16 protein-coding genes are annotated in these 14,362 nt (G+C 72.2%); 8 read left to right on the plus strand and 8 right to left on the minus strand.

Annotation, left to right across the window (positions count from 1 at the left end; all coding sequences use genetic code 11):
* The first annotated feature begins 295 nt into the window (after positions 1 to 295).
* The 4 genes from HUT16_RS17935 (at position 296) to HUT16_RS17950 (ending at position 3,771) form a co-directional block, all read left to right on the plus strand.
* Entirely contained in the window at positions 296 to 721 is a 426-nt protein-coding gene (locus HUT16_RS17935) for a DUF3151 domain-containing protein (protein WP_033214276.1), read from the plus strand.
* 168 nt (positions 722 to 889) lie between these two features.
* Complete coding sequence (locus tag HUT16_RS17940) at positions 890 to 1,756, plus strand: nucleic acid/nucleotide deaminase domain-containing protein (protein WP_176189170.1); 867 nt, start codon at positions 890 to 892, stop codon at positions 1,754 to 1,756.
* A 141-nt stretch (positions 1,757 to 1,897) separates the two neighbouring features.
* A complete protein-coding gene (locus HUT16_RS17945; RefSeq protein ID WP_176189171.1) occupies positions 1,898 to 2,638 on the plus strand; it encodes a hypothetical protein in 741 nt (246 codons plus the stop codon).
* A gap of 242 nt (positions 2,639 to 2,880) precedes the next feature.
* The gene (locus tag HUT16_RS17950) at positions 2,881 to 3,771 is read left to right on the plus strand and encodes a DUF3152 domain-containing protein (RefSeq protein ID WP_176189172.1); all 891 of its coding nucleotides are present in this window, start codon (positions 2,881 to 2,883) and stop codon (positions 3,769 to 3,771) included.
* Positions 3,772 to 3,806: 35 nt separating this feature from the next.
* Here HUT16_RS17950 and HUT16_RS17955 read toward each other — a convergent pair whose 3' ends face one another.
* Complete coding sequence (locus HUT16_RS17955; RefSeq protein WP_176189173.1) at positions 3,807 to 4,094, minus strand: hypothetical protein; 288 nt, start codon at positions 4,092 to 4,094, stop codon at positions 3,807 to 3,809.
* Entirely contained in the window at positions 4,091 to 4,432 is a 342-nt protein-coding gene (locus HUT16_RS17960) for a hypothetical protein (RefSeq protein ID WP_176189174.1), read from the minus strand. Before HUT16_RS17960 ends, HUT16_RS17955 begins: the two co-directional genes overlap by 4 nt.
* A gap of 443 nt (positions 4,433 to 4,875) precedes the next feature.
* On the opposite strand from HUT16_RS17960, the gene HUT16_RS17965 reads away from it, so the two are divergent.
* The 3 genes from HUT16_RS17965 to HUT16_RS17975 all read left to right on the plus strand — a co-directional run bounded on the left by HUT16_RS17965 (position 4,876) and on the right by HUT16_RS17975 (position 6,253).
* The gene (locus HUT16_RS17965) at positions 4,876 to 5,706 is read left to right on the plus strand and encodes a helix-turn-helix transcriptional regulator (RefSeq protein ID WP_176189175.1); all 831 of its coding nucleotides are present in this window, start codon (positions 4,876 to 4,878) and stop codon (positions 5,704 to 5,706) included.
* Positions 5,703 to 5,921: a DUF397 domain-containing protein gene (locus HUT16_RS17970; RefSeq protein ID WP_176189176.1), complete on the plus strand. Its 219-nt coding sequence runs from the start codon at positions 5,703 to 5,705 to the stop codon at positions 5,919 to 5,921. Before HUT16_RS17965 ends, HUT16_RS17970 begins: the two co-directional genes overlap by 4 nt.
* Positions 5,922 to 6,040: 119 nt before the next feature.
* Positions 6,041 to 6,253: a DUF397 domain-containing protein gene (locus HUT16_RS17975; protein ID WP_176189177.1), complete on the plus strand. Its 213-nt coding sequence runs from the start codon at positions 6,041 to 6,043 to the stop codon at positions 6,251 to 6,253.
* Between the two features lie 156 nt (positions 6,254 to 6,409).
* Here HUT16_RS17975 and HUT16_RS17980 read toward each other — a convergent pair whose 3' ends face one another.
* On the minus strand, positions 6,410 to 7,312 hold the full coding sequence (locus tag HUT16_RS17980; RefSeq protein ID WP_176189178.1) for a hypothetical protein: 903 nt from the start codon (positions 7,310 to 7,312) through the stop codon (positions 6,410 to 6,412).
* A gap of 255 nt (positions 7,313 to 7,567) precedes the next feature.
* Positions 7,568 to 8,890 carry a hypothetical protein gene (locus HUT16_RS39255; RefSeq protein WP_176189179.1) on the minus strand — a complete coding sequence of 441 codons (1,323 nt, stop codon included), beginning with the start codon at positions 8,888 to 8,890 and terminating at the stop codon, positions 7,568 to 7,570.
* Between the two features lie 200 nt (positions 8,891 to 9,090).
* Between HUT16_RS39255 and HUT16_RS17990 the strand changes: the two genes are divergently transcribed.
* Entirely contained in the window at positions 9,091 to 9,807 is a 717-nt protein-coding gene (locus HUT16_RS17990) for an SUKH-4 family immunity protein (protein ID WP_176189180.1), read from the plus strand.
* A gap of 26 nt (positions 9,808 to 9,833) precedes the next feature.
* Here the strand turns inward: HUT16_RS17990 and HUT16_RS17995 are convergent, their stop codons facing one another.
* From HUT16_RS17995 to purS, 4 genes are all read right to left on the minus strand, one after another.
* Positions 9,834 to 10,646: a maleylpyruvate isomerase family mycothiol-dependent enzyme gene (locus HUT16_RS17995; RefSeq protein ID WP_176189181.1), complete on the minus strand. Its 813-nt coding sequence runs from the start codon at positions 10,644 to 10,646 to the stop codon at positions 9,834 to 9,836.
* A gap of 100 nt (positions 10,647 to 10,746) precedes the next feature.
* Positions 10,747 to 13,002 carry a phosphoribosylformylglycinamidine synthase subunit PurL gene (purL, locus tag HUT16_RS18000; RefSeq protein ID WP_176189182.1) on the minus strand — a complete coding sequence of 752 codons (2,256 nt, stop codon included), beginning with the start codon at positions 13,000 to 13,002 and terminating at the stop codon, positions 10,747 to 10,749.
* Positions 13,002 to 13,679, minus strand: a complete 678-nt coding sequence (gene purQ, locus HUT16_RS18005) for a phosphoribosylformylglycinamidine synthase subunit PurQ (RefSeq protein ID WP_176189183.1) — start codon at positions 13,677 to 13,679, stop codon at positions 13,002 to 13,004. The genes purL and purQ overlap by 1 nt, the downstream gene beginning before the upstream one ends.
* A complete protein-coding gene (purS, locus tag HUT16_RS18010) occupies positions 13,676 to 13,930 on the minus strand; it encodes a phosphoribosylformylglycinamidine synthase subunit PurS (RefSeq protein ID WP_176189184.1) in 255 nt (84 codons plus the stop codon). The genes purQ and purS overlap by 4 nt, the downstream gene beginning before the upstream one ends.
* Positions 13,931 to 14,362: the final 432 nt, after the last annotated feature.

The raw sequence follows: 14,362 nt of genomic DNA on the forward strand, positions 1-14,362 counted from the left end.
GGGTACTGTGGGGAGAAAGCTTCCGAGCCGTGTCCGGACCGCACGAGGCCCGCGACCTGACCCGGGGAGGAGGCCTGCGGGGAGCCTTCTCCCCGGGGCTGCCGGCGGACCGCAGAATCCGCCGGTGGAGGGCCGCGGCGCGCACAGGCGTCCGGCCCGTCCCCGGGGCAGGCCCTCCTCTTCCCCGGCGTCACGCGTCCCGTGCTTCCACCCCCCGGGGCGGAAGCACGGACCGGGCCGGTCCCTCGCCGCGGCCGTGACCGGCCCGCCTCCCCGGGTGGCAGACTGGCACACCATGGAGACGCACAAGAACCTTCTTGACGGCCCCGGGCCGACCCTCCTGCCGGAGGAGGAGCACCCGTACCGGATGCTCGCCGAGGAGTCGGCCTCGCCGACCCAGGTGGCGGCCGAGTACCCGGCGTTCTGCCTCGCCTGGGCGATGCTCGCGGACGACGCGTTCGCGGCCGGGCGGACGGTGGAGTCCTACGCGTACGCCCGCACCGGCTACCACCGCGGCCTGGACGCGCTGCGCCGCAACGGCTGGAAGGGCCACGGCCCCGTGCCGTGGGAGCACCGCGGCAACCGCGGCTTCCTGCGCTGTCTGGCGGCGCTCGCCCGGGCCGCCGGCGCGATCAAGGAGACCGAGGAGGAGGCCCGCTGCTGGCAGTTCCTGAAGGACAGCAGCGCCGAGGCGTACACCGTGCTCAAGCAGGAGCACTGAGACCGGCACCCGACCGAACCGACGGGCCGTCCCCCGCACCGGGGGGCGGCCCGTCGCCGTCCCGCGCCGCCTGCCTGCGCCGCCCGCCCGCGCTGCTCGCCCGCCTGCACCGCCCGCCCGCCTGACCGTCCCGCCGTCCGTCCGTCCCCGCACCGATAGGCTTCCCGCATGACCGCAGAACTCTCCCGGCGCCTGCTCGACCGGTTCGGCCCCGGCGGCCTGCGTCGCCCCACGGCGGCGGACCTCGCGGCGACCGCGCTCCCCGCCGAGGCGGCCGGACTGCTCGCCGACTGCGGTCTCCCCCTCCGGGTCGGTCCGTACTTCGCCACCTCGGCGGACGACGCCCCGGCGCTGGCCGACTTCGCCGCGCAGCGGGGGCTCCCCGCGCCGACCGGCGGCGAGGACCCCTGGGCGCGCCTGGGCACCGACCGCGGCGCCGAGCTGTGCGTCGACCCGGCCGGCCGGGTGTGGGCGGTCTTCCTCGCCTTCCGGGAGCGCCCGATCCCGGTCAACAGCAGCCTCGCCGCCTTCCTCGACTCGCTCGCCGAGCTCGACGACGTGCTGCGCCGGCTGGCCGCCGCCGAGCAGCCGCAGGAGGTCTTCGGGCTGTTCGGCTCGGTCGAGAGCCGGCTGCGCGCCACCGACCTGCGGGCCTTCGAGAGCGACGAGAACTGGTGGCCCCGGGTGCTGGAGGACGTCCGGCACACCCGGGGCGTGCCCGGGTACGCGGCGTTCAAGTACCGCGACCGGCAGGGCGGCGAGCAGATCCTCACCGCCGACGGCTCGCTCGCGCTGCACCCCGAGGAGGCCCTCTGGCAGCGGCTGGCCGAAGGGGGCGCGCGGCCCGAGGGCGTCCTGGAGGTCTACACCGAGCTACAGGCCTGCTTCATGCCCGGCCACTACTGCAGCGTGTGGATGGCCGAGACCTTCCGGCAGGCCGAGTTCACCCACAGCTTCGACTACGGCGACACCGCCGCCGAGCGCGAGGCCGGCATCCGCGAACTCGCCGAGGCGCTGACCGCCCGCAACGGCTGACCGCGACGACCGACCGCGACGACCGACTGCGACGACCGACCGCGACGGCCGACCGCCCGGGCCGGGCGACCGATCCGGCCGATCCTGCCGATCCGATGGAACGTCAACTCCGGTCTCCGGCACGAGGCATAGCCTGGTGCGGTGATCGCTCACCGCACCCGCCGCACCACCGGCCCGACCGTCCGCCGCCTGCTCGCGCTGCCCGCCGCCCTGGCCGTCGTCCTCGGCGCGGGCGCCTGCTCCGGCGGCTCCGACCGCTCCGACGACGGCAAGGACGCCACCGCGCTGTCCTACCCGAAGGTCCGCTCCACCGCGCAGGAACTCGGCGCAGCGGGCTCCGGCACCTGCCCGTTCGGGCTGGACCTCGCCGCCGCGCTCAAGGCCACCGGCGTCGGCCTGACCGCCAACGCCGGGACCGAGGAGGACAAGCCCGCCACCGGCGAGACCACCGAGGCCACCGATCCGGAGCCCTGGCCGTCCGGGGTGAAGCCGCCGCCGTCCATGGCCTCCGTGCCCGGACGCCCGCCGACCGGCTGGATCACCTGCGTCTGGATGATCGACGGCGGCCCGATCACCCTCGACCTGCTGGCCGTCCCGGTGAACGACGTCGGCGTCAGCATGATGCTGCCGAAGATCCAGGCGGCCGGGAAGCTCTCGGCCGCCCGGCTGGAGACCGTCTACGCCCAGCGCCCGGCCCCCGGCGCCGCACCGCTGGTCACCCCCGACGGCGGGCTGGCCGCGATCGCCCGCGTCCCGGCGAAGGGCGACGGGGACCTCGTGCTGCTGCTCTCGCAGAACCCGCCGAACGACGGCGAACGGGCGCTGAGCGGGGAGCCGCTCGGCCGGGTGCTGGCCCGCCTCGCCGCCGGCATCCACGCCTGATCCCCCGGCCGGTCACGGCCCGACCGCCCCTCGGCCACCGCGCGGCTTCCCCTCGGCCACCGCCCGGTCACCGCTCCGCCCCTGGTCAGCCCCGGTCCGGACCCTGCCAAGTCCGTTCACGTCCGGATCGGGGGGTTCCGGGAACCAAGCAGGGCCATACCGCGTATGTTCACGGTGCGGCACGTTCGCACGGACGTGCCACCCGCACCGCCTGCCATGCCGCCGTCCCGAGGGAAGTCCAGATGCGCGCAGCCCCCCGCAGCCGCCGCCGGCCCGCCCGCCGGTCCGCCCGCCGGCGCCTGGGCGTCACCGTGGGCTGCACCGCGCTGCTCGCCGCCCTCGGCACCGCCGGGCTGTTCGCCCTGGACCAGCAGTCACCGCGGACGCCCACCAGCGGCCCGACCACCCAGGCCCGGGCCGTCCCGCAGCTGCCCGACCCGACCGCGGCCCCCTCGGCCACCGCCGAGCAGCCCGGCCCGCAGCCCTCCGACGCCCCGCCGTCGAGCGGCGGGCCGTCCGGCACCCCGTCGTCCGGCACCTCGTCGTCCAGTGCGCAGCCGGAGATCGTCGCCCACGGCAGCGGCAGCTTCACCAGCGCCACCGCCAACGGCGACCGGGTCGGCACCGGCGGCGTCGTGCGCCGCTACCGGGTGGAGGTCGAGAACGGCATCGGCATCGACCCGAACGGCGCCGCGGCCGCCGTCCAGGCCGTGCTGTCCGACCCGCGCAGCTGGACCACGGACAAGCGCGACAGCTTCCAGCTGGTCTCCTCCGGCAGCTACGACTTCACCGTCAAGATCGCCTCCCCCGACACCGCGGACGGGATCTGCGCGACCGGCGGCCTCGACACCGGGGGCGAGGTGAACTGCGACGTCGGCAAGCAGGTGGTGGTCAACTCCAAGCGCTGGCTGACCGGTTCACCCCAGTTCGACGGCAGCCTGGACGACTACCGGGCCCTGATCATCAACCACGAGGTCGGCCACCGGATCGGCCACGGCCACGAGAGCTGCCCCGGCCCGGGCGAGCCCGCCCCCGCGATGATGCAGCAGATCTACGGCCTCAAGGGCTGCGTGGCCAACGCCTGGCCCTACGACTCGAACGGCAAGTACCTCAGCGGCCCGTCCGCCCCCTGACGCCGCCGCCCGTCCTTCCCGCCGCCCGCGGCCGCCTAACTGCCTTTCTTCTCGGGCACGTTGTGGTGCACCTCGCTCCAGACGGTCTCGCGGGCGGTGCCGTTGTTGCGGGAGGGCGGGGAGTAGTGGTGCCCCCACCGGTCGCCGAGCGCGAGGGCGGTCAGGACGGCCGCGTGGTCGTCGGTGCCGTGCGGGCGGAGGATGTCGAGTTCGATCCGGTAGCCGTTCGGGATCACGGTCAGCTCGGCCTCCCCGCCGCCGCCCGCCTTGGCGAGCTGTTCGGCGATCCGCCAGGCGCGTTGCCGCAGCACCTCGTCGCTCACGAGGCGGCCCCCAGCGCGGAGCGGGCCTCGGGGCCCAGCTCGGACGGCGACGCGACGCGGACGGCGGCGGGGAACTCCCCGCGCAGCACCGCGAGTTCGACCAGCGCCTCGGCCAGCTTCTGCGCCCACGGCAACCCCGCGCACCCCAGCGCGAGACCGGCGCTCTCCGGCGGGACGTCGTCGCGGTAGACCGGCGAGAGCCCCGGCGGCGGGTCCAACCGGGCCGCCAGGAAGGCGCGCTCCAGCGAGTCCGAAGCCTGCTCGCAGTCGGCGAACCCGCCGCGCAGGAACCGTTGCAGGACGTCGACGGCCACCAACGGTTGTCCGGTGTACAGCACGTGCTTCCCTTCGTCGTGTTCGGTGAGGTCAGGCCACTTCGGCAACGGCCGCCGCGCAGCGCGGACAGGCACAGGCCGGCCAGGTCAACGCCGAGACCAGCGGCAGATCCTCCTGCTCGTCCGAACAGCAGGAGGAGACCGGCACCCGGGCCCCGTCAGGCCGCACCCGGTAGACCCGAATCGTCAACCTGGCTTTCTGGCTTGCATATTGGCGGTCTGGCATGGCGATGAACCTCGCAAGTGGCGGTGCGGGAAAGAAGCGGGCGGGGGGCGTCAACGCCCCTGGGGCGGGGCACGGCCGGGCGCACGCCGGAGAAACGCCCCTACGCGCCTGTCACCGTCCGCTTCTTTCTGCGTTCTGTGTGTCACAAGCATCGGCAAGAAGGGCTACGCTCGCCAGGGATCGACCGTCGACTATTCCGGCCTGTATAAGGGGCGCAACGATGGAAACCGACAACGAAGTTGATGTGGTGTCATCTCCCGCGCTGCGCTTCGGCCGGGAACTCGCCAGGTCAAGGGCGGCCCGGGGCTGGTCGCAGGTCAGGCTCTCCCAGCAGATGGGCTACAGCAACGGCTACATCTCGCTCATCGAACGAGGTAAGCGGGGACTGACTTTTACATTCGCGGTCAAGGCCGACGAGGTGTTCGGCACGGGCTCGCGGTTCCAGGAGCTCTGGCGACTCTATTCGAACGCGAGTCTGGTGGAGGGATTCACCGAGTACGTGGAGGCCGAGGCGAGGTGCCGGGTCCTCCGCACTTTCCAGTTGGGCGTCATCCCGAGCCAACTCCAGACGCCCGCCTATGCTTCGGCCCTGGCGATGGCTGCGGTACGACGCGGCGACATCACCGAGGCCCAGGCGGAGGCTCGGGTCTCCTTCCTCGCGAACCGCCAACAGATCTTCCGCCGCCCGACCGCGCCCCTCATGCACGCCGTGCTGGACGAGGGTTGCATCCGCCGTATCGTGGGCGGACCCGAAGTCATGGCGGAGCAGCTCGCCTACCTTGAGACCATGGCCATGAGCCCCCAAGTCGTTTTGCAGGTTGCCCCGTTCGACCTCGGGGAGCGGGTGCCGTTCAGGATGCCGGTGGTGCTGCTCACCCTGCCCGACCGTTCGATGCTCGGCTACGCGGAGTCCCTGGCCCGGGGCTATATGGAACGAAGCCGGGAAACCGTCGCGTCCTGGTCCAAGCGATACGATCGACTTCTGGTGGAGTCCGCCTCGACGGCCCCTTCGCTAGCCATGATCCGAACCGCTCGGGAGGAACTCTCATGACCCGCATCGACCTGCCCAAGGCTCACTGGGTGAAGAGCAGCCACAGCACCGACGGTGGAGACTGCGTCGAGTTCGCGCCCGAGTTCGCCACCACTCACGGTGTCGTCCCGGTCCGGGACTCCAAGGACCCCCACGGCCCCGCGCTGGTGTTCACCGCGACCGGCTTCTCCGCCTTCGTCGCTGCGGCCAAGTCCGGTCAGTTCGGCGAGATCTGACCAACGAGCAGCAGTATCCGGCCCCGCAGTTCAAGCACTTGAGCACGCGGGGCTTCTTCATGCCCCAAACCGGGAAACCCTGTTCCGACGGACCTGGACCCACCGCGGAAGGAACGCCGATGCCCCACACCGACCTGTCCGGCGCCCACTGGGTGAAGAGCAGCCACAGCACCGACGGCGGCAACTGCGTCGAGTGGGCTCCCACGGCCCGCCCCGGCACCGTCCCCGTCCGCGACTCCAAGGACCCCGAGGGCCCCGTCCTGCTGTTCACCACCGGTAGCTTCGCCGCCTTCGTCACCGCCCTCAAGTCCGGCCGTTTCGAAGGAAGTTGATCCTCCCGAACTGAGCACGGTCCGGCCGATCATGTGACTGCCACCCGCTCGGATCGCCGTGTCGTTCCTGGACGGTGCGCCCGTGCGCCATGAGGCCGGTACTGCCGGACGCCCGCCCAGCAGTACCGGGCGGGGCGGCCGTCGGGTTCGCGCGAATCAGCTGTGCGTGCCTTGGCGGCGGCGCAGGGCCACCAGGATTCCGGCACCGAGCGCCAGGATCGCGGCACCGCCGACGGCGATCCGCATCGTGTTGCCCGCGCCGGTCTCGGCGAGCTCAGCGCCCTTGTGAGCGGCCTGCGTGGTCGATGCAGCGGCCGGTGCAGTGGTCTGCGCAGCAGCCGATGCAGTGGTCTGCGCAGCAGCCGGCGTGCTGGCGGCAGCGGTCGCCGACGCCGTCGCCGAGTGCGAGGGCTCGGCCGACGGAGTGGTCGTCGTGTCGCTGTCCACCACGGTGAAGTCGTGGAACGCGTATCCGGTGAACTGCGTGCAGACCCCCGTGCCGTTCTGGTCGGACGCAGGCTTCTGGTCGGCCGAGTCCAACGGAACGAACGTGTCGCTGTCCTCCTCCAGGAGTGCCGACCCGCCGCTCTCCGTGGTCTGGTACTTCCCGGCCGGCGCCTTGGCGGTGGCCGCGACACGGAGTGCGAGCGTCAGCGAGGCACCCTTCGGAATCTGGTACGTCCCGGAATCGATGATGGAAGAGAAGTCACCGGTGCCGAAGTCGACCTTCTTCCATGCACCGCCGGGAGCCTTGATCTCGACGGCGAAGGACCCGGCCGGCAATTCGCCGCTCAGGTAGGCGGCGTAGAGCGCGGTCTGGAAGTCCTTGACCTCGTGGTCCACGGAGTTCCGGAAGGTGACGGTGGACTCCACGGCGGGACCGCCCTTGACCAGCTTGGCGGGGAACCCCGGCCAGGTGGTGGCAAGTTCGGGGTGATGCTGGACACCGCCGAAACACGGCATCTTCGGTGCTGCGGTCGCCGACGCGGTGGCGGCGCCGAACCCGAGCGCGGCCGTGGCGAGAACCGCCGAGGCGGCCAGCAGGCGAATGGAGCGCATGGAAATATCCCCCGGAAACTCAGTGAAACGGGCATTTCGCCCGAGGAGGTAATTGTGCGAACCGTGTGGCGCGCGTGAACGATACACACACGTGCGACTGCATGGGGCGGGGGGTGCCACAGCTCGTCCCGATGGTCCTTCCGCAGGGGCTGACCTTTGACAGGCGAACTTGACCGATTGCCGGGCTGGTTTGACCGGTGCTGGGTTCCTGTCAGCCGATCTTGACCAGTTGCCAGGGCCTGGAGGGAGGCGGGGTCAGCGGAATGCTGCCCAGGGGTCGGGGAGGGGGGCGTAGGGGTCCTCGCCCTCGGTGTCCAGACCGACGTAGGCGCGGAGGGCGGGGCGGGTGCCAGGGAAGCCGCACCGGGTGAACTGCTGGTGGAGGTCCGAGCCCATCGGCCAGGGCTGGAAGTCTTCGGCGGTCAGCAGCTCGGCCAGGACCTCCAGCAGCTTCTGTCGTCCGGGGGAGAGCTCGATGAACTCCGGTGCTGCGTCCGCGGGTTCGAACAGGGCTTCCATCAGGTTCTCGGCGCGGGCCGCCAGTGGGCGGGGCACGACGCCGGTCTCCTTGATGTGGGGCAGGGCGCGGACGATCTCCAGGAGGACCCCGTCCGGTTCCTGAGCGGCCCCCATCAAGTGCAGCAGGCTGCGGACGGTGTAGCCGTGCAGGTCTCCCGCGTTGTGGGCGGTGGCGGGCTCGGGAACGGGCGCGGCCCCGAAGGCGGCCAGTTCGGCGGCGACGCGCTCGACCGGCGGGAGGCCGGGCGCGGCGGCCGGGTGGGCGACAAGGAGGCGGGCGAGGGCGGTGGCGGCCGCCCAGCGCAGGAGGGGGAGGGGATGGTCGAGGCGGCGCCGGAGGCGGCCGTCCGGGTCCCGGTCGTCGAGGAGTCCGACCGCGATGAGGACCGTGGCGGCGCAGACCGGGTCCTGCTCGCCGTCGAGGCATTCCAGCAGCGGGGGCAGGGCGGTGCCGGCTTCTTCGGGAAACCAGCCGAGAAGGTATGCGGTCCTGGTACGGATGTCCGGGGCGGGGTTGTCGAGCAGTTCGAGCAGGGAGGGGAGTTGGGCGCGGACCGCGTCGTAGGAGCGCAGAGCACCCTCACGGCTGTCGATGGGGTGCCCCGCCGCGCAGTAGGCCCGCCCCTTGCGCAGGTTCTCCAGCCGCTCCGCGTCGGTCTCGGTGGCGATCTGCTCGTCGAACCAGCGCAGGTTCTCTTCGGGGCTGACGGCTGCGGCGCGCCACGCGGCGGTGTCGATCCCGAGGGGGAGGTCGTACTCGTCGTGCCAGTCGATGGCCAGCCGGGTCAGCAGCAGCAGCGCGTCGCCCCGCGCGGCGGCCGGGCCCGCGACGGCGATCCGGGCGAGGAACGGGACGGCGTACGGGGAGGCCGAGTAGCGGGTGCCCTGGTGGAAGATGTTGCCGAACAGGACGCGGAAGGCCGTCTCCCGGGCCCTTTCGTCCGGCCCGCACGCCGCCCGGAGTTGGTCGGGCACGTCCTCGGCGCTGCCGTAGGCGTGCCCCAGGGACGCCCAGTCGATGTCGTCCAGCCCTGCCAGGAGATCGTCGGATCGCTTCATGATCCGTACTCTCGCAGAGGCCTCTGACACCGACCCCGCCGCTCTCGAGAACGTGCTGTCCCCTTGGACTCGGCGGTCGAACTCACCTGTCAATCGGTCAAGGTCGCCTGTCAAAGGTCAGGGGCACCACCGCGACCACAGGACCTCGGCCACAGCCCAGGCAGTCAGTGACCGGCCGGACAAGCTCTAGGCTGCCCGGCATGACGTCCACCGACTCCCGGCCGCCGATCGCTCCCGTCACCCGGGCCGAACTCGAAGCCGTCTACGGCGCCGACGGCCTGCGCCGCGTTCCCGTCGAGGAGCTGCCGGGCGTCATCACCGATCCCGGCGCCCGGGCCCACCTCAGTGAGATCGGCCTGGTCGACGCCCCCAGCGCGGTCGTCTCCCCCGCGCCGTTGCCGTTGCGCACCCTGGCCGAGGCCCTCGCGCCGCACAGCCCCGCCGAGTACTGGCCCACCCTGCCGAAGGACGGCGCCGACCTGGTGGCGGTGGGCTTCTCCGGGTCCGCCACCTTCGCGCTGGACGGCAGCACCGGCGAGGTCTACGCCCTGGACGTGCACGAGCCGCCCACCGTCGGCGGGCGGCCGGCCCACCGCGGCCTGCACTCCCTCGCCCGCTGCCAACTCGCCTTCGGTGCAACGGAGATGCTCACCGTGGTCGGGCTCCTGGACCAGGAGGACATCGACTGGTGCCGCGAGCACCTGGCGGGGTTCGCCGAGCTGTACCCCGCCCACCTCGACGAGGAGCCCGACGAGGACGGGAACCACCCCGGAGCGGACGAGGACGACGGGGACCCCGTGCCGGACATCGACCAGGTGTTCGCCGAGCTGGCCGCCAAGCTGGACGCCGTCGAACCCGGGCTCGCCGACAGCCCGGTCTGGGCGGGCATCCTGGGCGAGTTCCGCTACGGCTGCTGATCCGGCCCGCCCGACTGCCGAGGGGATCAGCCCAGTACGGGCAGGTACCCGGACAGGTCGCTGCGCTCGCCGCTGGCGGTGAGCGCGGTGTCCAGCACGTCGGTCCAGGCGAGTCGGCCGGTGGCCAGCCGGATCCAGGTGAGGGCGTCGGTCTCCACCACGTTCGGCGGGGTGCCGCGGGTGTGCCGGGGGCCTTCGACGGCCTGCACCACGGCGTACGGCGGGATGCGCAACTCGACCGAGCCGCCCGGTACTTGGACGGCGAAGGCGTCGGCGAGCAGCCGGGCGGTGGAGGCCAGCGCGAACGGGTCGTGCGGGAAGGCGTCCAGGCCCAGCGCGGCGGCCAGGTCGTCGGCGTGCACCACGGTCTCGACCAGCCGGGTGACCAGGAAGCCCGCCAGCGGCATCGGGCCGAACCGCATGGGGATGATCCGGCCCGGGTCCCGGCCCGCCTCGCTGTCCAGGGCCTCCCACAACGCGCCGACCTGCCGGTCGAGTTCGCCGGAGACCTGGGCGGCGTCCCCGGCGAACTGCTCGGCGACCAGCTCGACGGCGGTGGAGTTGATGGCGGCGGCCGCGGTGCGGGTGCTCGCGGCCCAGTCCAGCGGGGTGATCGGGGCCTGCGGCGGCAGCGGTTCGTCCAGGTGCAGCGGCACCCAGCTGACCACCATGCCGAGGTGGGCCACGAGTTCGCGCACCCGCCACTCCCCCAGCCGGGTCGGCCGGGCCAGCCGGTCGTCGTCCAGCTCGCGGACGGCGGCGGTGATCGCGTCGAGCTGCCCGGTGAGCGCGGCACGCACCTTCACCGGGTCGTAGGTTCGGGGTTTCACGGTGGGCATGCCCGCAGCGTACAAAACCCGCGGGGCGGGCGGTCCGGGAGTACCGGTCCGCCCGCCCCGCGGGGTTGACGCGACGTCGGCGCGGGACGCCGGCGGGGCGTCAGGCGAGCAGCGCCTCGATGACGCCGGTGTGGGCGTCGCGCAGCTCGGCCAGGGTGACGGTGAACTGGCCCTGGACCTCCAGCGCCTCGCCGTCCACCACGCCGATCCGGGCCGCGGGCAGGCCGCGGGCGCCGCACATGTCGTTGAACCGGAGCTCCTCGCTGCGCGGGACGGCCACCACGGCACGACCGGCGGACTCGGAGAACAGGAACACGAACGGGTCGACGCCCTCGGGGACGACGATCCGGGCGCCGTTGCCGCCCTTGAGGCAGCTCTCCACCAGGGCCTGCGCGAGGCCGCCGTCGGAGAGGTCGTGCGCGGCGTCGACCATGCCGTCGCGGGAGGCGGCGATCAGGATGTCGCCGAGCAGCCGCTCGCGCTCCAGGTCCACCTTGGGCGGCAGGCCGCCGAGGTGGTTGTGCACGACCTGCGACCAGGCGGAGCCGCCCAGCTCGTCGGCGGTGTCGCCGAGCAGGTAGAGCAGCTGGCCCTCCTCGCCGAAGCCGACCGGGGTGCGCCGGGTGACGTCGTCGATGACGCCGAGCACCGCGACCACGGGGGTCGGGTGGATGGCGACGTCGCCGGTCTGGTTGTACAGCGAGACGTTGCCGCCGGTGACCGGGGTGCCGAGCACCTGGCAGGCGTCGGCCAGGCCGCGGGTGGCCTCGGCGAACTGCCACATCACGTCCGGGTCCTCGGGGGAGCCGAAGTTGAGGCAGTCGGAGACCGCGAGCGGCTTGGCGCCGCCGGCCGCGACGTTGCGGTACGCCTCGGCCAGGGCCAGCTGGGCGCCGGTGTACGGGTCCAGCTTGGCGTAGCGGCCGTTGCCGTCGGTGGCGACCGAGACGCCGAGGTTGGTCTCCTCGTCGATCCGGATCATGCCGGAGTCCTCGGGGGTGGCGAGCACCGTGTTGCCCAGCACGTAGCGGTCGTACTGGTCGGTGATCCACGCCTTCGAGGCCTGGTTCGGCGAGCCGGCGACCTTGAGCAGCGCGTCCTTCAGCTCCGCGCCGTTCGCCGGACGCGCGAGGCGCTCGGCGGTCGGGGCGTCGGCCTGGAGCGCGTCCTGCCAGGACGGGCGGGCGAACGGGCGGTGGTACGTCGGGCCCTCGTGGGCGACGGTGCGCGGCGGCACGTCGACGACCAGCTCACCGTGCCAGAAGATCTCCAGCCGCTCGCCGTCGGTCACCTCGCCGATGACGGTGGCGATGACGTCCCACTTCTCGCAGATCTCCAGGAAGCGGTCGACCTTGCCGGGCTCGACGATCGCGCACATGCGCTCCTGCGACTCGCTCATGAGGATCTCCTCGGGCGAGAGCGTGTGGTCGCGCAGCGGGACGGTGTCCAGCTCGATCCGCATGCCGCCGGTGCCGGCCGAGGCCAGCTCCGAGGTGGCGCAGGACAGCCCGGCGCCGCCGAGGTCCTGGATGCCCGCGACGAGGTCTTCCTTGAAGATCTCCAGGGTGCACTCGATGAGCAGCTTCTCCTGGAACGGGTCGCCGACCTGGACGGCGGGGCGCTTGGCCGGGCCGGTCGCGTCGAAGGTCTCCGAGGCGAGCACCGAGACGCCGCCGATGCCGTCGCCGCCGGTGCGGGCTCCGTACAGGATGACCTTGTTGCCGGGGCCGGAGGCCTGCGCGAGGTGGATGTCCTCGTGCTTCATCACGCCCACGCAGAGCGCGTTGACCAGCGGGTTGCCCTGGTAGCAGGAGTCGAAGACGACCTCGCCGCCGATGTTCGGCAGGCCCAGGCAGTTGCCGTAGCCGCCGATGCCCGCGACGATCCCGGGCAGCACGCGCCGGGTGTCGGGGTGGTCGGCCGCGCCGAAGCGCAGCGGGTCCATCACGGCGACCGGGCGGGCGCCCATCGCCAGGATGTCGCGCACGATGCCGCCGATGCCGGTGGCCGCGCCCTGGTAGGGCTCGATGTACGACGGGTGGTTGTGCGACTCGACCTTGAAGGTGACGGCGTAGCCCTGGCCGACGTCGACGACGCCGGCGTTCTCGCCGATGCCGACGAGCATGGCGTCGTTGGCGGGGGCCTTCTCGCCGAACTGCTTGAGGTGCACCTTGGAGCTCTTGTACGAGCAGTGCTCCGACCACATCACCGAGTACATCGCGAGCTCGGCGCCGGTCGGGCGGCGGCCGAGGATCTCGCGGATCCGCGCGTACTCGTCCTCCTTGAGGCCGAGTTCGGCCCAGGGCTGACCGGCGTCCGGGGTCTGCTCGGCGTTCTTGACGGTGTCGAGGCTCATCAGGCGTTCACCAGCTGCTTCAGGACGGAAGTGAAGAAGCCCAGGCCCTCGGTGGTCGGACCGGTGAGCGGCTCCACGGCGTGCTCCGGGTGCGGCATCAGGCCGACGACATTGCCGGCGGCGTTGGTGATGCCGGCGATGTCGCGGTACGAACCGTTCGGGTTCAGATCGAGGTACCGGGCCACCACGCGGCCCTCCGCCTCCAGCTCGTCGAGCACGTGCTCGTCGGCGACGAAGCGGCCCTCGCCGTTCTTCAGCGGAACGACGATTTCCTGGCCGGCCGAGTAATCCGACGTCCAGGCGGTGGCGGCGTTCTCGATCCGCAGCTTCTGGTCGCGGCAGATGAAGTGCAGCGAGTCGTTCCGGGTGAGCGCGCCGGGCAGCAGGTGCGATTCGCACAGCACCTGGAAGCCGTTGCAGATACCGAGGACCGGCATTCCGAGCTTCGCCTGCTCGATGACGGTGTCCATCACCGGCGAGAAGCGGGAGATGGCGCCGCAGCGCAGATAGTCGCCGTAGGAGAATCCGCCGGGCAGGACGACGGCGTCGACCTGGTGGAGATCCTTGTCACGGTGCCAGAGGGCGACCGGCTCGGCGCCGGCCAGGCGGACCGCGCGCTGGGCGTCGCGGTCGTCGAGGGAACCGGGGAAAGTGACGACGCCGACACGGGTGGTCACTTCTCCTCCTCCTCGACGCGGACGGTGAAGTCCTCGATCACGGTATTGGCGAGGAAGGTCTCGGCGGCCTCGCGGATGCGGGCGAGCGCGGCGTCGTCGACCGGCCCCTCCAGCTCCAGTTCGAAACGCTTGCCCTGGCGGACGTCGGCGATCCCGGCGAACCCGAGACGCGGCAGTGCACGCTGCACCGCCTGGCCCTGGGGGTCGAGGATCTCCGGCTTGAGCATGACGTCGACTACGACGCGTGCCACTGGCACTCCCGGTGGTGATTGCGTGAAGGCGGGGGAACTCCAGACTACCTGGGGTCGGGGGGCCGCTTGCGGGCCACCGGCGGTAACGCGCGTAGACCAACACCCCTTACGCCCCAAGGGTCCAGCGGCCCCGACGCCCCTCCCGGGCATCCGATTTCGCCGCTTTAATCCCGTCTGCAACCGGCGGCTATCGGGGCCGGTATCGGCCCGGGTATCGACCCGGGTATCGGCGGCCGGGGGAAGCACGTGAATATCCCGAAAAAAGGAATCCCCAACTCTACGATTTCACCGCCCCAGGGGTGCAGAATAGGGCGACCGGCAGCCGAACGCGCCGCATCTCGGCGTGGGCTCCCCTGCCCGCCGGCGGATGCCGCGATCCCGGCCCAGCGGACCGGCGGGGCATCCGAGACCCCCGACGGCCGAATTGCCCGA

Origin of the sequence: Kitasatospora sp. NA04385 (assembly GCF_013364235.1) — a bacterium.
Taxonomy (GTDB): domain Bacteria; phylum Actinomycetota; class Actinomycetes; order Streptomycetales; family Streptomycetaceae; genus Kitasatospora.